At 43.0% G+C, this 17,379-nt stretch carries 16 protein-coding genes and 1 CRISPR repeat array; of the genes, 11 read left to right on the top strand and 5 right to left on the bottom strand.

Annotation, left to right across the window (positions count from 1 at the left end; all coding sequences use genetic code 11):
* Positions 1-18: 18 nt before the first annotated feature.
* The 3 genes from CYLST_RS28835 to CYLST_RS33810 form a co-directional block, all read right to left on the bottom strand.
* Positions 19-1,077, bottom strand: coding sequence for a WD40 repeat domain-containing protein (locus CYLST_RS28835; RefSeq protein ID WP_015211273.1), 1,059 nt, complete (start codon positions 1,075-1,077; stop codon positions 19-21).
* 52 nt (positions 1,078-1,129) lie between these two features.
* Positions 1,130-1,423, bottom strand: a complete 294-nt coding sequence (locus tag CYLST_RS28830) for a hypothetical protein (protein WP_015211272.1) — start codon at positions 1,421-1,423, stop codon at positions 1,130-1,132.
* Positions 1,424-1,747: 324 nt separating this feature from the next.
* Positions 1,748-1,918 carry a chlorophyll a/b-binding protein gene (locus CYLST_RS33810; protein WP_015211271.1) on the bottom strand — a complete coding sequence of 57 codons (171 nt, stop codon included), beginning with the start codon at positions 1,916-1,918 and terminating at the stop codon, positions 1,748-1,750.
* A 319-nt stretch (positions 1,919-2,237) separates the two neighbouring features.
* On the opposite strand from CYLST_RS33810, the gene ald reads away from it, so the two are divergent.
* The 8 genes from ald to CYLST_RS28785 all read left to right on the top strand — a co-directional run bounded on the left by ald (position 2,238) and on the right by CYLST_RS28785 (position 11,811).
* On the top strand, positions 2,238-3,329 hold the full coding sequence (ald, locus tag CYLST_RS28820) for an alanine dehydrogenase (RefSeq protein WP_015211270.1): 1,092 nt from the start codon (positions 2,238-2,240) through the stop codon (positions 3,327-3,329).
* Between the two features lie 682 nt (positions 3,330-4,011).
* Positions 4,012-4,563: direct repeats of the CRISPR family, unit length 37 nt; unit sequence CTTGCAAAACATCAAAATCCCTATTAGGGATTGAAAC.
* 29 nt (positions 4,564-4,592) lie between these two features.
* Complete coding sequence (locus tag CYLST_RS32845) at positions 4,593-5,084, top strand: hypothetical protein (RefSeq protein ID WP_425389060.1); 492 nt, start codon at positions 4,593-4,595, stop codon at positions 5,082-5,084.
* A gap of 357 nt (positions 5,085-5,441) precedes the next feature.
* The gene (locus tag CYLST_RS28810; protein WP_015211268.1) at positions 5,442-5,885 is read left to right on the top strand and encodes a YbbN family protein; all 444 of its coding nucleotides are present in this window, start codon (positions 5,442-5,444) and stop codon (positions 5,883-5,885) included.
* A gap of 418 nt (positions 5,886-6,303) precedes the next feature.
* Positions 6,304-7,749, top strand: a complete 1,446-nt coding sequence (locus CYLST_RS28805) for a cytochrome ubiquinol oxidase subunit I (protein ID WP_015211267.1) — start codon at positions 6,304-6,306, stop codon at positions 7,747-7,749.
* Between the two features lie 492 nt (positions 7,750-8,241).
* Positions 8,242-9,255, top strand: a complete 1,014-nt coding sequence (locus tag CYLST_RS28800; RefSeq protein ID WP_015211266.1) for a cytochrome d ubiquinol oxidase subunit II — start codon at positions 8,242-8,244, stop codon at positions 9,253-9,255.
* A gap of 101 nt (positions 9,256-9,356) precedes the next feature.
* Complete coding sequence (locus tag CYLST_RS28795; protein ID WP_015211265.1) at positions 9,357-10,376, top strand: daunorubicin resistance protein DrrA family ABC transporter ATP-binding protein; 1,020 nt, start codon at positions 9,357-9,359, stop codon at positions 10,374-10,376.
* A 148-nt stretch (positions 10,377-10,524) separates the two neighbouring features.
* Positions 10,525-11,412: an ABC transporter permease gene (locus CYLST_RS28790; protein WP_041233989.1), complete on the top strand. Its 888-nt coding sequence runs from the start codon at positions 10,525-10,527 to the stop codon at positions 11,410-11,412.
* 9 nt (positions 11,413-11,421) lie between these two features.
* Positions 11,422-11,811, top strand: coding sequence for a hypothetical protein (locus tag CYLST_RS28785; protein WP_041233326.1), 390 nt, complete (start codon positions 11,422-11,424; stop codon positions 11,809-11,811).
* Between the two features lie 175 nt (positions 11,812-11,986).
* Here the strand turns inward: CYLST_RS28785 and CYLST_RS28780 are convergent, their stop codons facing one another.
* Entirely contained in the window at positions 11,987-12,424 is a 438-nt protein-coding gene (locus CYLST_RS28780) for a peroxiredoxin (protein ID WP_015211263.1), read from the bottom strand.
* A 106-nt stretch (positions 12,425-12,530) separates the two neighbouring features.
* Here CYLST_RS28780 and CYLST_RS28775 point away from each other — a divergent pair, with 106 nt between their 5' ends.
* The 3 genes from CYLST_RS28775 to CYLST_RS28765 all read left to right on the top strand — a co-directional run bounded on the left by CYLST_RS28775 (position 12,531) and on the right by CYLST_RS28765 (position 15,053).
* Positions 12,531-12,935, top strand: coding sequence for an Npun_F0494 family protein (locus tag CYLST_RS28775; protein WP_015211262.1), 405 nt, complete (start codon positions 12,531-12,533; stop codon positions 12,933-12,935).
* A 269-nt stretch (positions 12,936-13,204) separates the two neighbouring features.
* A complete protein-coding gene (cobQ, locus tag CYLST_RS28770) occupies positions 13,205-14,683 on the top strand; it encodes a cobyric acid synthase CobQ (RefSeq protein WP_015211261.1) in 1,479 nt (492 codons plus the stop codon).
* A 130-nt stretch (positions 14,684-14,813) separates the two neighbouring features.
* Positions 14,814-15,053 carry a 2Fe-2S iron-sulfur cluster-binding protein gene (locus CYLST_RS28765; RefSeq protein ID WP_015211260.1) on the top strand — a complete coding sequence of 80 codons (240 nt, stop codon included), beginning with the start codon at positions 14,814-14,816 and terminating at the stop codon, positions 15,051-15,053.
* Between the two features lie 98 nt (positions 15,054-15,151).
* Here CYLST_RS28765 and CYLST_RS28760 read toward each other — a convergent pair whose 3' ends face one another.
* A complete protein-coding gene (locus CYLST_RS28760; protein WP_015211259.1) occupies positions 15,152-17,311 on the bottom strand; it encodes a lipoxygenase family protein in 2,160 nt (719 codons plus the stop codon).
* Positions 17,312-17,379 lie beyond the last annotated feature (68 nt).

The raw sequence follows: 17,379 nt of genomic DNA, 5'->3' as shown, positions 1-17,379 counted from the left end.
CTGCTCAAAAATCTTTGCTCAATTACTGCGCCAAATATTAATTTTCCGGTCAAATCCGCCACTGGCTAGAAATTGCCCATCGGGGCTAAAAGCGATCGCACTCACCCAGTCAGAATGACCAGCAAGTGAAGTTAATAACTCACCTGTAGCTAAATTCCACAATTTAACCCCATCTTTGCCAGCGCTAGCTAGATATTGCCCATCGGGGTTGATAGCGATCGCATTTACCCAGTTATTATGTCCGGTGAGGGTGAGCACTCTTGTACCCTTGTTGACATTCCACAGCTTAATAGTGCGATCGCGGCTAGCACTAACTAAACTTTCGCCATTGGGTGTAAAAGCCACAGCAGTGACGACTTGATTATGCGCCGCAACTCGACGGATTAGTTTACCAGTAGTCAAATTCCATAACTTAATTACACCCTTGCTATCACCACTAGCCAAAATCTGACCATCAGGACTAATCGCCAAGGTAAAGATCAAATTATCAAAGCGTACCAGAGTAGCCAGTGGACGCTGTTGTTGCAAATCCCACAGCCGAATTCCATCTAAAGCACCACTGACAAGAATTTTACTATCAGGTGATACCGCTAAAGACAATACATTAGTGGTATGGGCGACAAAAGAGCGGCTAAAATTCTTATTTTTCAGATTCCAAAGATTAATTGTGTTGTCACTACTACAGCTAACGAGGGTTTTACCATCTGGCGCCATCACGATAGATTCCACCGCTTTTTGGTGTGCTTTGCCGATAGTCCCCACTTTTTTGCCCGTTTGAGAATTCCAAAATTGAATTCTGCCTTCATTGTCGGCGCCACCACTAACCAAGATTTTGCTATTTGGACTGAAGGTTAGAGATTTAATAGTTCCCTCATGAGCAATGAAGGAGTGAAGCAACCGAGGATTAGCAAAGCTTGTGTTAGCTGTCAAGTCTAGTAGATTTTCGTTAGCAGCATGGGCAACATACATATCTTGCCCTTGCCAGATGGCAACAGGTAGGGCGACAGCTACCATACATGCCAAGACAAAATAAGGACGAAAGACAGCATTACCCCCACCTGTTCCCTGACTCCTCACCGCTTTTCCTCACGAATTGAATAGGTAGGCAATCATTGACAATCAGCAGCTACTATAGGCGTGGCTTTTTCTTAGAAACTGTCAATATTGGTAAAGCTGAACTGGACGAGCGAGAGGGCAAGTAATGTTGAACTACAGGTTCCTCAGGTAAAGGAGGACGCTGTTGCATCCGCCACAACTTAAAGGCAAGAGCAATCCCTGCTGTTCCCAAACCAAAAGCGAATAACGACCAGCTATCATCCAATCCACCAATTAGGGCATCCACCACACCCATTGTCATTAATGCACTGATTAGTGGTTCTTTCCGGTAGGCTGACTTCAAAAAACGAGGTAATACAGCGTTCATCACAGCTTAGTTAGTTCCAGTTAAGTTTTTCTATAAATCTACCCAGAGTAACCCACCAGTAATTTGCCATGATCATCAAAGGCAAATCAAGACACACAACATTATAATTTCCTAGAGTAGAAGAGCAAGTGTCGTAATTCACCCCCCTGTCTTTAGTAATGTCCGGCTGAGGATATCACCGTTAGTCCTATCTGCTTTATAGCCATAGACGGTAAGTTGCGTCAGGTAGTTCGCTTTCAAGCCAAAACCAGCTGGTTGTTCCAGCTGGTTAGAACTCTTCTAATTAATAGCTTACAACTTGCAAGCCCGTGCTTTCTTCTGGCACTACTTTAAACCGAGCCATGTGAGCACGCCTTGATTGGTAGCGTATTCAATTACCACCATCAAGATGAAGCCAATCATAGCAGCTCGACCATTCAAGCGCTCGGCATATTCATTGAAGCCAAACTTAGGTTCTTCTAATTTGGGGTTAACGGTTGGTTGTGGTTGTGTCATGATCAAAAATTCCTCTCTCTCTTGTCGGCAAACGAAACTTTAAATTGGGTTTTGAGCTAATTGCAGTGCCTGAATGCCAAGGTAGCTTGAGAAATCCAGCGGCAGCTTCCGGGAGGGAGCTATGCAAATGCTTTGTTTACAATTTTTAATTATTCTTTATCTATTGTAAGAATACTGGGGCATTAGTCAAGAGGAAGAGTCAGCAACTCTCCAGCGTTAGTTGAGTTGAGTTAAATCAAAATTCGCTATCCCTAATGCAGAAGTAGCGGGTTGGGGACTGGCAGGCTAAAGTGAAACAAAAAATAATCAGAGGCTGTAAATGGAAATCGGCGTTCCCAAGGAAACTAAAGATCAAGAGTTTCGGGTAGGTTTGAGTCCTTCTAGTGTGCGGGTGCTGCGGGAAAATGGTCATCATATCTTTGTCCAAACCCAAGCAGGTACTGGTGCTGGATTTACAGATGATGACTACAGCAGCGCTGGGGCAGAAATTGTCTCGACACTAGAAGCAGCTTGGAATCGGGAGCTAGTAGTCAAGGTAAAAGAACCGCTGAAAACTGAGTATAAATTTCTGCAAAAAGGGCAAATTTTATTTACTTATTTGCATTTAGCAGCCGATCGCCAATTGACCGAGCATTTAATTGATTGTGGCACTTGTGCGATCGCTTATGAAACCGTAGAACAACCAGGACAAAATAGACTTCCCCTGCTTACCCCCATGAGCATCATCGCCGGTCGGTTGGCGGTACAATTTGGGGCGAGGTTCCTAGAACGCCAGCAAGGGGGCAAAGGTGTACTTTTAGGCGGTGTACCCGGTGTTAAAGCAGGCAAAGTAGTAATTTTAGGCGGTGGCGTTGTCGGCACAGAAGCCGCTAGAATTGCCGTTGGCATCGGTGCGATCGTGCAGATTTTAGACGTCAACGTTGAGCGCTTATCTTATTTAGAAACTTTATTTGGCTCTAGAGTCGAACTGGTTCACAGCAATTCTGCCCACATTGAAGCCGCTGTTAAAGAAGCCGATTTACTCATTGGTGCAGTTTTAATCCCCGGACGCAGGGCACCGATATTAGTATCCCGCGATTTGGTCAAGCAAATGCATCCCGGTTCTGTAATTGTAGATGTAGCGGTTGACCAAGGCGGTTGTGTAGAAACTTTACACGCCACATCTCACACTAGCCCAGTATATATTGATGAGGGCGTAGTCCATTATGGCGTTCCCAATATGCCAGGGGCTGTACCTTGGACGGCAGCCCAAGCACTCAACAACAGTACATTACCTTATGTTGTGCAGTTGGCAAATTTGGGAATTAAGGCTTTGGATGTTAACCCAGCTTTAGGTAAGGGTTTAAATGTCCAAAATCATCGCTTGGTGCATCCGGCTGTGCAAGAGGTTTTCCCTGATTTGGTGAGTTAACTATATATATAGTGGTTTGCTGTTAAGTCTAAGAAAGACCTAACCCCCAACCCCTTCCCTGCTAGGGAAGGGGAGCATGATTTAAAACTAGGGAAGGGGAGCATGATTTAAAACTAGGGAAGGGGAGCATGATTTAAAGCCTTTGCAGTTAAGTCGAAGAAAGACCTAACCCCCAACCCCTTCCCTGCTAGGGAAGGGGAGCAAGATTCAAAACTAGGGCAGGGGAGCAAGATTCAGAACTAGGGAAGGGGAGCAAGATTCAAAACTAGGGAAGGGGAGCAAGATTCAAAGCCTCTCCCCTTGTAGGGGAGAGGTTTGGAGAGAGGTCAAAGTGTATTGTATACAAGCGAAAAACGCTATAGCGCTTTGCTGTTAAGTCGAAGAAAATTGGCTAAAGTAGGCTCAATGTTTTTAACGCTAGTAGTACTCTAAAATCAGTCTAATAGTCTGTTGGTTGCGCGGATGGGTGGGTGTAGAAAATGAGGGGTGAAAAAAAATGGCTGTATCTCTCTCTATGCAAGGCTTTGAGGGCTATCGAACTGAAAAACGATCCGCGCACCTTATGGGGACTGGGTTTCAGCGTTTTTTATGTTTTGCGATCGCGCTGAAACGTGGTATGATTTACCCATCCGCGCAAATGAACCTTGAAAACCAAATACAACCAGGCTTCCAGATCCCAGCCCTTGCAAAACATCAAAATCCCTATTAGGGATTGAAACATTGCAGTGGCTAGCGCACCTTCTACATTTTCTTTAACTTGCAAAACATCAAAATCCCTATTAGGGATTGAAACCCTATAAAATCATCTTCCTCAGAAAGCACTACATCCTTGCAAAACATCAAAATCCCTATTAGGGATTGAAACAACCATAGTAAGATGTAAACATAGAGGCAAGGAAGTAACTTGCAAAACATCAAAATCCCTATTAGGGATTGAAACGAAGTAGAGCTTAATCGCTGCAAAGTTCTTCTGTGCCTTGCAAAACATCAAAATCCCTATTAGGGATTGAAACGAGATAGCCTACTTCCATCGGTTTCCCACAGAACAGCTTGCAAAACATCAAAATCCCTATTAGGGATTGAAACTTGGTCAATCTGCGACCATCTGAGGGTGGTTTTTTGCTTGCAAAACATCAAAATCCCTATTAGGGATTGAAACGCTCACGGGTAAATCACCAATGCTGAAGTGAATACCTTCTTGCAAAACATCAAAATCCCTATTAGGGATTGAAACAGGTGCTCGCAATTACTGCGAAATCACAAATGAAAACTTGCAAAAGTCAAACCCAAGTAATGATGCAAAAAAGTCTTGTTTGGTTGATCAGTTGGACAATAGCTATAGCATCTTTAGGATGCGGTCTAAATCGTGCCGAGTCATCTGGATTAGTTAAAGGAAAACAAACAATGGTACAGTTACCAATGGTTGTAGTGAAGGCGGATATTGAAGAAAACGCTGTTGAGCAAGTCCGCCTCGTAGGACGCTATGTCCAGATTGATGTGCGTCAAAGACCTGACTCTCCGCCGGTTTACAACGGCAATGTTGCATTGGTATTAGAGGATGGCACGGAAGTTTTACTGTACCCAGTTTGGCATGTGGAGGCAAAACGACCGAAGGAAGAAATCAGCCGATTTGAACAGAAACAAGTGACTGTGGTGGGAACTATTTTTCCAAAAGCTCCCTCCAACCCTAGCCATGCTGCTAATTTTTTGATGCCGTGTTTAACTGAAGTTCAATCAATTGAACTAGCTAATTGAGTGCGATCGCTCTTTCTTTGAGCGGGCGCACTCCGCCATCGCCTCCGACACGCTGTACAATCACTCCCACCAAATTCTTAAATATCTAGCTTGCTGGCAAAACACCAAAATCCCTACTAGGGATTGAAACCCTTTAAACTCTATCCAAAGGTGGGTTAATCGATGGCTTGCAAAAGACTAAAATCCCTACCAGGGATTGAAACTTTAATATATTAACCGTCCTTGCTTCTGTTTCAACAGCGCACCAGTACAGCGGAACATTGTTAAAATCATTGCTTAAGTGTTTTAACTTTCCTTGTGTCTCTTTCTCGTTCGTGATAGATTACTTACGTAATTTGTACCTAAGTAGAGAAAAATATGATTGTAATCGGGAAAAAATTGATATCAGGATTTTTAGCACTGGTTGTAAGTAGCTTGATGTTCTTGGCATCTCCAGCTATTGCTGCTACCTCATCAGATGTGGCAACTCTTACTCCAGAAAATTTTGAAACTGAAGTAGTGCAATCCGACAAACCTGTAGTTGTAATTTTGATATCTGACACAACACGTGAAGCCTTTGAAGTTTCCTTAGACAAGCTAAAATCAGAAGCTCAAACCACTTTTGGTGATAATTACAAAATAGTTTTGGGCACTGTCGAAGCTAATCCAGAAACTTACTATCAAACCCCTGTTCCCCGAATCTATCCGCCTATTTCTACCGCTACTATTTATGAAAAAGGTACAAAGGTAGCAAGCGGATTTTTTATTAATCCAAATGACCCCAAACAAGCATTTGAATCAATAAAAGAATTCAATTATTGATGCCTTAAGCGACACTAAAGACTTACTCATGAAAGAGTGAAGAAAGCACTGAAGATTTTAACTAACTTAAAAATCTTTAGTGTTTTTTCTATTATTTAAGCATTCTGCATAATGCTAGGACTTACGCATCGCTAAAAAAAGTCCTATAAATTGTGCGTTAGGGAACGCACACTACGTCTAGTCCACTGACGCATCGAAAAAGCCTGAAAAGAGGGTAAATTTATACGATGCTTAAGTCTACGTAGGTTGGGTTGAGGAACGAAACCCAACATTTGCGGGACATTGTTGGGTTCTCGCACGGTAAGCCCAACCTACATTTTTTTTAACAGAACCGTATTGAAATATAACCCTTTGGTGCATTCCCATCAAAAGAGAAATAGATATTCTAAATAGGACAGCTTGCTAATGGGGAAAATTCGTGGAATTTTTATCCGATTCAGTTGTGCTATCAAGGATGCAATTTGCCCTAACGGCAATATTCCATATACTTTGGCCCGTCCTAACTACAGGAATGGGAATCTATCTCGTTATTATTGAGGCAATTTGGCTCAAAACTCAGAATCCAGATTATTATCTCCATGCTCGTTTTTGGGCTAAATTCTACGTGCTGAATTTTGGGATTGGTGTAGCAACCGGCATCCCAATGGAATTTCAGTTTGGCACTAATTGGGCACCATTCTCGGAAGCAGTTGGTAACTTTTTTGGCAGCGTTATTGGCTTTGAAGCTTCTTGGGCATTTATGCTAGAAGCTGCCTTTTTAGGAATTATGTTATTTGGCTGGGAGCGTGTCAATCCGACAATTCACTTTCTCTCAACAATTTTAGTTGCTGTTGGCGCTAATCTCTCAACTTTGTGGATTTTAACAGCTAATTCTTGGATGCAAACCCCCGCAGGAGGGGAATTAGTTAATGGTAAATTTGTTGTCCATGATTACTTTCAGGCAATTTTAAATCCCTTCATGGTTAACAGTGTTCTCCACATGTTTTTTGCCACATTGGAGACATCTCTATTTGTGATTGGGGGAATTAGCGCTTGGTATATTCTCCAAAGACGACACCCGGCTTTTTTTGCTCAGTCGTTGAAAATAGTTTTAGCAGCTGCGATCGCAGTTGCCCCACTACAAATCTACATCGGACACCTCAGCGGTGAACAAGTTTATCACTATCAACCCACAAAACTCGCCGCAATGGAAGCCCAGTGGGAATCATCACCGGCTGGAAAACCTGCTGACTGGAGTTTGCTAGCGTTACCCAACGAAAAAGCCGAGAAAAACGACTGGGAAATCACCATCCCCAACGGCTTGGGTTACATTCTGGAATTTAAACAAAATCTTTCTCAACCATTACGCGGTTTAAAGGAGTGGAAACCAGAGGATCGTCCGCGAATGGTGGGTTTAATTTATTATGCCTTTCGCACGATGATCGCGATCGCTTTTTTCCTCGCTGGACTGATGCTGTTAAGCACTCTGCAATGGTTACGGGGTAAACTCTCAACCGAAAATATAACCCAGCAACGTTTGTTAATGCTGGCTTGGGTATTCGCCGCACCTCTAGGATACATCGCCGTTGAGTCAGGTTGGATAGTCCGCTGTGTGGGAAGACAACCTTGGACGCTTTACGGACAAATTCGCACGGTTGATGCTGCTTCTCGTCTACCTGCGAGTAATGTTTTAGCTTCACTCACCACCTTTGCTACAGTCTACAGCCTGTTATTTATCGCCGTTTTGTATTTTGGTAGCCGCATTATCCGCAGAGGGCCAAATCTCGATTTACCAATACCAGGTATGGAGATTACTAAACCTGCAATCGATACCACACCAGGAGAATTTATCCCAGATGAACGTCCTGTAGAAGCACAACAGTGAAATTTAAAATTCAATATTAGTAGGACTTACGCACTAAAAAGCTGATTAAAAAGTGGGGTATCTAAAAAGCCCCCTTTTTAAGTGGGTTGGGGATCTCTTTTGTGTAAGTCTTAATCAGGAAAATGAAAACACAGATAAATACAAATAGTTAATCTGTGATTTTCTCTTTTTTGTAATATAATTTGACCTCTCTCCAAACCTCTCTCCTAAAAGGAGAGAGGCTTTGAATTTTACTCCCTTCTCCCACAACGAGAAAGGTTTTGAGAGGATGTTTTAAAAGTCGTTGGTGACGTATCAAAAATCTTTAGATCTCCCCTAACCCCCCTTCCGGGGGGAACTAGAGTCAAAATCCCCCAGGAATCGGGAGATTTAGGAGATCTCGATACGACTTGATACTTTACAAACATCCTCTGAATCTTACTCCCCTTCCCTAGTAGGGAAGGGGTTGGGGGTTAGGTCGATATTTTTGCCGCAGTCTAAATAGGAGATTTTATGGAGACGCTAAAGTATTTTCTCCCCCAAGTTTGGTTTGTAATTTTAGCCCTTTTCCTCTTCCTTTACGTGATGCTAGATGGTTTTGATTTAGGGGTAGGCATATTATCTCTCACTTCCTCTGATGAGAAACGCCGGGGAATTTTAATGACTAGCTTAAGCAATATTTGGGATGCTAATGAAACTTGGTTAGTGCTGATGGCGGGGGGTTTGTTTGGCGCATTTCCCCTTGCTTACGGCACGATTTTAACTGCTTTGTATATACCAATTTTTACAATGGTTTTTGGGTTCACCTTTCGGGGTGTGGCTTTTGAGTTTCGCGAACTTTCCAACCGCAAAATCTTGTGGAATTTAGCTTTTGGTGTCGGTAGTTTTACGGCTGCACTCGGTCAAGGTTTTGCTTTGGGTGCGGTGCTGGAGGGGATTAGGGTTGATGAAGCGGGACATTTTATCGGTACTTCTTGGGACTGGCTGAGTATTCCTTCTGTGCTGGTGGCGTTGACGTTGATTCAGGGATATGTGCTGATTGGTTCAACATATCTCGTGTGGAAAACCACCGGAGAATTACAACAGACTCACTATAAAACAGCGAAGATTGCGGCTTGGACAACGCTGCTAGGGGCGATTTTTATCACGATTAGCACGCCGATATTTTATGAAAGTGTGCGATCGCGTTTGTTCCAGCAACCCCTAGTTTACATCTTTGCCGTCATTCCTGTGTTGGGAGTCTGGTTAATTTGGCAACTCTTAAACAGTCTCAACCGCAAAGAAGAACGCGCACCCTTTGTTTGGACAATTCTGTTGTTTGTGCTGACATTCATCGGTTTGGGTTTGATTGTCTTTCCCTACATCATTCCCATGCAGATAACCATTTATCAAGCATCCGCTGATCCTAGTTCCTTGGTGATTATGCTGATTTTTATCGGCTTCCTCATCCCGGTGATGTTGTTTTACAACCTTTACCAATACATTGTTTTTCGGGGTAAAGTCACTGGTGGTGAATATGGGGAGTAGGTTTTACAAGAATAGTAGATTTCAATTCATCACACCTCACGCCCAACTCGTACAATAGAGAAAGATATTGTTGAGATTTGTATAGTTAGGGATAAGCTGTCATGGCGCCCGCCGTTTTAATTCAAAATCTGCAAAAGCGCTACGGCACCGTGGAAGCCGTCAAAGATGTCTCCTTTCAGGTGGAACCTGGGGAAATCTTTGGTTTACTCGGCCCCAATGGCGCGGGTAAAACAACTACTCTGCGTGCCTTGTGTACTCTGACTACGCCAGATGCTGGCAAAATCGAAGTATCTGGTATATCAGTATTAGATAACCCCAAACTAGCTAGACAAAAGCTGGGTTATGTGGCTCAGGAAGTCGCATTAGATAAGGTGCTGACGGGAAAAGAATTGCTGCAACTGCAAGCGGCGCTTTATCACCTCCCCGGTGCAGTAGGGAAAAAGCGTATTGAAACGGTATTAGATTTACTCGGTTTGCAAGAATACGCTAATAAAAAAACAGGAACCTACTCTGGCGGTTTACGCAAGCGCCTAGACTTGGCTGCTGGGTTACTCCATGCGCCTGATGTGCTGGTGTTGGATGAGCCTACAGTGGGGCTTGACATTGAAAGCCGCTTTGTGGTATGGGATTTTCTCCGGAAGTTGCGGGCATCGGGGACTACAGTATTAATTACCAGCCATTATTTAGAAGAAATTGACGCTTTAGCCGATCGCGTGGCAATTATCGATCGCGGGCTTGTAATCGCCTCTGGCACACCTTCCCAGTTAAAAGATCAAGTGGGAGGCGATCGCATAACTTTGCGAATCCGCGAGTTTTCACCGCTCGAAGAAGCAGAAAAAGCCACCAACCTCCTGCAAGCTTTGCCCTTTGTCCAAGAAGTGATCATCAACAGCGCTCAAGGTAATTCACTCAATTTGGTGGTAAAACCCCAAAATGATGCCCTGATTACCATCCAGCAAACCCTCACTGCTTCTAACTTGCCTATATTCGGCATAGCTCAATCTCGCCCCAGCCTAGATGATGTCTACCTTGCCGCTACGGGACGCACCTTAATGGATGCCGAATTAGCAGCAGTCTCCACCCGCGATCCCAAAGCCGAGAAAAAACAAAATATGCGGTAAGGAATGGGTAATGGGTAATGGGTGATGGGTAATGGGTAATGGGTAATGGGTAATGGGTGATGGGTAATGGGTAATGGGTAATAGTTTTTTCAATGACCAATGACTAATGACCAATGACTAATGACTAATGACTAATGACAAAATTGCTATGAGTGTAACTCCTAAAACTGAGATGAATTGGCAGCAACTAGCAGCACCTGTTGCAGTTGCTGATACCACCTCCAACTTTTTTGGTGAATTGGTACAAGAGACGCTGGCTTTAACTCGTCGCTTGTTTATTCAACTACAACGTCGTCCCTCTAGCTTAGTTGCGGGAATTATTCAGCCGGTGATGTGGTTGGTACTGTTCGGGGCACTATTCCAAAATGCACCTAAAGGCTTATTTGGTAGTACGACAAATTACGGACAATTTTTGAGTGCAGGGATCATTGTTTTTACAGCCTTTGCAGGGGCGCTGAATGCTGGTTTACCAGTGATGTTTGACCGGGAATTTGGCTTTTTAAATCGCTTGCTAGTAGCGCCGCTAGCTTCTCGCTTTTCAATTGTCTTTGCTTCGGCAATTTTTATTATCAGCCAAAGTTTGCTGCAAGCGGCTGTAATTGTAGCAGCAGCAGCGTTTTTGGGCGCTGGATTACCGGATGCAGTGGGTTTAAGTGCGATCGCTTTAATTGTCTTTCTCCTCGCTTTGGGAGTCACAGCCATCTCCCTCGGTTTGGCTTTTGCCCTACCTGGACATATTGAACTAATTGCCGTAATCTTTGTCACCAACCTGCCGCTGTTGTTTGCCAGCACGGCTTTAGCGCCTTTATCCTTCATGCCTCACTGGTTGCAAATTGTCGCCACCCTCAATCCTCTCAGCTACGCCATTGAACCAATTCGGTATCTCTATTTACATAGTGATTGGGGCTTGGCTAGTGTAGTGATGCAGGCTCCTTGGGGTGAAGTGACTTTTGGGGGAGCGTTGCTGGTGTTACTAGGCTTTGCCGTTATTGCCTTGCTCAGTATTCAACCCCAACTGCGACGAACTCTTGCTTAATATAGAAACATGAAAAAACCATTTTTACCTTTCACTAAACATTTTCTGGCTACCTTAGCCGGAATTAGCTTCGCTTCCTTGCTTGTGGCTCAACCTAGCTTGGCTCAACTAAACTCGGTGGATGCCAACACCAGTGCTGATCCTCTAGGGAATAGCAATCCGTTTGGTAACACCAACTCAGAGAATTTCGATATGATGAATTTGATTCATCGGGCAAATCTCGGCACTATCAACTGGAATGCTGAAGCACAGAATCAACAGTTGGACTCAGCCGCAGACTCGTTTAAAGCTAGACAGCAAAAACTATTTCAAAGTCAACAACAGCCAACTCCAGGTACAACCTTAACTACACCAGTTCAGACAACACCGCAATCAATTTCAATTCCTGCAAATAAGTGACCGACAAAGGTATTGGGGATTGAGGACTCTTGACTGGGGGCTGGGCCGAATAAACTATCTACCAATTACCAATTACCAATTACCAATTACCCATTACCAATTACCCATTACCAATTACCCAATCAAAACCCCAACCCCCAGAGGGGTTGAGGTTATTAATTCTTTGGGAAAAAAACTAAATTCCCAGTGCCGTTAAAACATCGCTAGCGTGGGTAGCTGTGCTGACAGCAGTGTCAACATGAACGATTTTGCCGTTAGGATCGATGACATAGGTAACGCGCTTGGCATAACCACCGCCATCGACATCGAAAGCTTTGATGAGGGCTTTGTCAGTGTCAGCCAGTAAGGGGAAATTCAGATTGTATTTGCTGGTGAATGCTTGATGGGCGGCTTCATCATCGGCACTAACTCCCAGAACTACTACATTTTTACTTTGATAGTTAGGTTGGGCATCCCGAAAACTACAAGCTTGTTTGGTGCAGCCTGGCGTATCATCTTTGGGGTAAAAATACAAAACCACCGTTTTACCTGCAAAATCAGATAATGAGATGGTGTTGCCGTTAGTGTCTTTAGCGGTAAATGCAGGTGCATCCGTACCAACTGCTAGGGGCATAATTAACCTTTCCTGTTTCAGATTGTTGATGCAATTGAAATTTTACATTAATTTACAATGATTTAAGAAATTGCTAGAAAAATAAGCAAAATTTACACCGAAGAAAATGCCCGCTGTTGATTCCCCAAACCCAAAAACGTTTTTCTCTACTCCTAAAACAGTAGAACGAGCCAAGCGATCGCTTTTGTGTTCGCCCTTCCATCTCAGTTTATTTGCGCGAATGCGTCACCAGAGTGTGTCCTTGGGTGCGATCGCTTTAGAAAATGGTGTCAAGCAAGGCTACACCCAAAGGCCATTATCAGAATTGGTCTGTGACAATGCTTTAGGCTGGCTGATCCAAGTCGGTGTACTGCGGCGAGAAGTCGATGGACAGGGAATTACAGATGGTTTTCGCCTGACGCCCCTAGGTTATCAATTAGTAGAACAATTACAGGCAGAAAATTTGACTACACCCTCATGGAGCGATCGCCTATCCGATGCTGTAACTCGTTGGATTCGACTACCATTTTAGAATCGAAAAATGAAGAGTTAAGATGAGGTAGTCGAAGTAAACAATAATGTATGGGAGCACCAATTCTGTTAATCAAGTCTTAACCATCACATCTGACCTAATTTGTGAGGTGACGGCAGGAAATACAAAACAGATCTGGGTAGCAGAGGATGTGGGAAACTAAAATCTCCCTCAGCTTCCTCTGCTTTTAAATTCTGAACAGCAGATTGTTATATTACCGTCTACCCCGGCAAATACACTGGCTATCTTAAAAAACTCTTAAATTAAATATGAAAGCAATTATGGTAGTGGGAACAACATCCCATGCAGGGAAATCACTCTTAACTACAGCTATTTGTCGCATTCTGTCGCGACGTGGCTGGCGAGTGGCTCCCTTTAAAGGGCAAAATATGGCTTTAAATGCTTATGTTACCGCCAGCGGTGGAGAAATTGGCTATGCTCAAGCAGTGCAAGCTTGGGCCGCAGGAGTCGTCCCTTGGGTAGAAATGAACCCGATTTTACTCAAACCCCAAGGGGATATGACCTCCCAAGTAATTCTCAAAGGTCGATCTGTCGGTAAAGTCGGCGCTAGCGATTATTACGAGCAATATTTTGAACTAGGTTGGCGGACTATTGAAGAATGCCTCCAGCATTTAGCAACAGAATTTGATTTGTTAGTTTGTGAAGGTGCCGGTAGTCCAGCAGAGATTAACCTCAAGCACCGCGACTTAACTAATATGCGGGTGGCAAAACATTTGAATGCGCCAACTATATTGGTAGTTGATATTGACCGGGGAGGGGCTTTTGCCCACGTGGTAGGAACTCTAGAGTTATTGGAACCGGATGAACGTGCTCTAATTAAAGGTGTAGTGATTAACAAGTTTCGGGGACAACGCTCAATCCTCGAACCGGGGATAAAATGGTTAGAAGAACGCACTGGTATTCCTGTTGTTGCTGTTATCCCTTATTTAGAACAAGTCTTTCCGGCAGAAGACTCTCTTGATCTGCTGGAACGTAAACCAGACAAACACCACGCCGAACTCAACATCGCCGTCATCCGTTTACCAAGAATTGCCAATTTTACAGACTTTGACCCACTGGAATCAGAACCGACAGTTTCAGTAAAATACCTCAGCCCCAAGCAAGATTTGGGACATCCGGATGCCGTGATTATCCCCGGGACAAAGACGACAATTTCTGACTTAATCATGCTCCAAAAAAGCGGCATGGCAGAAGCAATTCAAAATTATGCTGCATCTGGTGGCACAGTGATGGGGATCTGCGGCGGCTTCCAAATGCTGGGACAAATCATTGCCGATCCAGAAGGGTTAGAGGGACAAGCTGGCAGGTTTCAAGCGTTAAATCTATTACCCATCAGAACTGTAATTACTGGCCAAAAAATCGCCCGTCAGCGCCAAGTAAGCTCGAATTTTCCCCAGATGGGTTTGCCGGTGAGTGGGTTTGAAATCCACCAAGGGCGATCGCGCATCGAACAACAAGGCATAGGTTCCCAAGCCTACCATCCCCTATTTGATGATGTTAATTTAGGGTTGGTGGATAGTGGTCAATCAATTTGGGGTACTTATCTCCACGGTATTTTTGACAATGGCCCTTGGCGTCGTGCTTGGTTAAATCGCCTCCGTCAACAGCGAGGTTTGAAGTCTTTACCTACAGGCGTTGCTAACTACCGGGAACAGCGAGAGCAGATTTTAGACTCCCTAGCCACCGAAATTGAAAAGCATCTAGATTTAACCCCATTTTTATCTTAGAAATCTCTGCATAATGCTTTTCTTGTAGAACAGGCGTCTCGCCTGTTCAATGACTGTACATTTACTTAGATATATCGCACCTGTAGAGTGCATTAGGCTTTTAATCCAAAATCTTAAATTCAAAATTACTATGACTATTCGTATCCGTTTTGTACCAGATAACGTCACCATTGATGCCGAAGTCGGAGAACCCCTATTAGATGTAGCCGATCGCGCTGGGGTGTTAATTCCCACTGGTTGTTTAATGGGTTCATGTCACGCTTGCACCGTGGAACTGGAAGATGGCGAAATCATCCGCGCTTGTCTAACCTCAGTTCCACCAGGAAAAGATGAATTGACAATTAATGTGTTTAGCGATCCAACTTGGTAATCTCAACATAGGTGCAGTGAAAATTAAATATGCATTATGCAGAACCTTTGTAGAGACGTTGCATGCAACGTCTCTACATTATTTACCGGAGGTATCTATTAAATATTGATGCTTTGAGGAATATTAGTAGGCAGCAAAAACTTGTAAGGTATTATCCTATCACCCTTACTATTACTATTTCTCTGGTTAATCTCTTGCTCAATATCTTTGAGGTTTGTCTGGAATTTCTCCAAAGCCGATGTTACATTTGGGTCTGTAAAAGCTGATGTGGAGTAATTGCCTAGATTTGTGTAGTAAACAGAGCCAAGCAAATAAAGTAAATTTATCTGGTTTAAAGCTTGTTCTAACGGTGGTAGCCCATTGATGAAATTCTCTGGCTGCTGGGGATCTGTAGGTTCAGGTAAATAACGGGCTAAAGGAAATGCTGGTGTGTACATCATCAGTTCCTTTTGGGGAAAATTAACAGCAGCGTGTTGAGCACTAGCCGTAAAAATAATTGTCGACACAGCTTGCACTAGATAATCTAGTGTTTTAATATGTCCTTGGCCATTGTCACCAAAATTTTGTAAGCGGCCTCCTTCAAGGGAAATTAATGTAGATGCCCAAGTCTGTAAATCTTGATCATTGAGAACTGATGAATTGCTGCTGTAATAGACACTAAAATATTCCCTAACCCAACTTTCAATAGCCTCCCAAATCAGTAACCCGTCATCTCTGTAGGGATAAGTAGGTAATTTGCTAACATCGTCAACACCCCGATTTGTCAAAGTATTGGGAAAGGCAATATCATTAAAGTTAAACAGGTAGCTTTGCGCTCCATTAGCAGCTAAAGTTTGGTCACTGCCAATACTGCTAGCTAGTAGCTCGTCTACACCACCCCCTGGCGCTATTAAAGATGTATGAGCGCCATAATTAATTAGTACAGTCCCCTCAAGATGAGGTATCAGAAGGTTTCTGAGATTGTGGTTTTCAGGTAATTGATTAGTTGCCACAACAAAAGGCTCAACAACTAAGTGAGTACGGCCTAAGTGACTGATTAACTCGTGATAGTTGCTATCTGCCATTTGTACAATGTTCTTAGCAGTCATCCACGTATCTGCGTTAGTATCGGTGACTAAGGGTGTAAATAGTACCCAATCATTGCTAATTGAAGTCTGCTGATAACTAATTGCTACTGGAAATAAAGAGCGATTTCTATAGCTATTTGGTGGAACAGCAAATAGTGCTAAAGGCGCAGAAATATACTTTTGTTGTTGAGGGAAAGTGCCATTTACCATGCTATCTAACAGAGTATAATCTGCTAAATAAATCCGACCTTCAGCTAGTGCCTTATTTAGAGTATCTGAGACTCCGTAGAAGTTAGCAACATCAGAGTATGTGTCTTCGGTAATTGGCAAGCGCGAATCTAGTTGTCCTATTTGCTGGAGCATAACTGGGTTGGGGCCAGCCACCTGCATATAAGCAAAATATTTATCTTCTTGGAAGTGATAAGAAATATCTGGTTTGGCTATAGCTTGAAATTGTCTGTTGTAATTTTCTAGGCTAGAAGCATCAGCAAAGAACTTTAAACTATGGACTTGATACTTAGCTAGTTCTGCTAACTTAGCCGTGGATTTAATTATCTCCTTAAGATTTTGTATTCTAGGTTCTTCACTTAATTTTTCTAAATCAAGAGCAACCTTTTCTGGGTTTGTAATTAAGAATTGAGCTAGCTGTCTGTCAATTTCTTCAAATTCTTCGTCAATTGAAGGTTGAGTAATGCTTTCTGGTTGTTCAGTGAGTCTAGCAAGAGCAAGTTGCTCATCAACTTTCTGATGTTCATTAATTTCTTCTAAGTTTGATTTCAGCTTCAAAAGAATATTGCTTAATTCTTCTTGAATTTCTGGCTTGTTTATTTCGTTACCAATTGCGTCTAAGGAAACAGCAATAATAGATTTAAAAAAATTCGGTTGGGTAATTAAAGATTTGTTTAGCTGAGTAACAACTAATCGGATTACTACTGCAATTACCCATTTGAGGTTGGGAAATTGTTCTTTAGGAAGAAGAGGTATAGTAATGTTTCCAATTTTGAATTGCGGTACATTTGTTATAGCTAAAGGAGTTACATAATCGTAGTTATATTGATAACTAAAACCTTTTGCTGATGCTTCACTTAATTGCACAAGTGCATATAACAGTTTAAGCAAATCTACTATATCTAAGATTAGACTTTTCTGATTTAATGTGGATGAAGAATCTTCAGTGTTAATCTGGGACATGATTTTCCTGTTTGTTGATTTACCGAAATTTGTGGCTATTTTAGTCTTGAAAACAATGAACTTGGCAC

This window comes from Cylindrospermum stagnale PCC 7417, assembly GCF_000317535.1.
GTDB classification, from domain to species: domain Bacteria; phylum Cyanobacteriota; class Cyanobacteriia; order Cyanobacteriales; family Nostocaceae; genus Cylindrospermum; species Cylindrospermum stagnale.
This window is presented reverse-complemented; position numbering and strand designations above follow the sequence as displayed.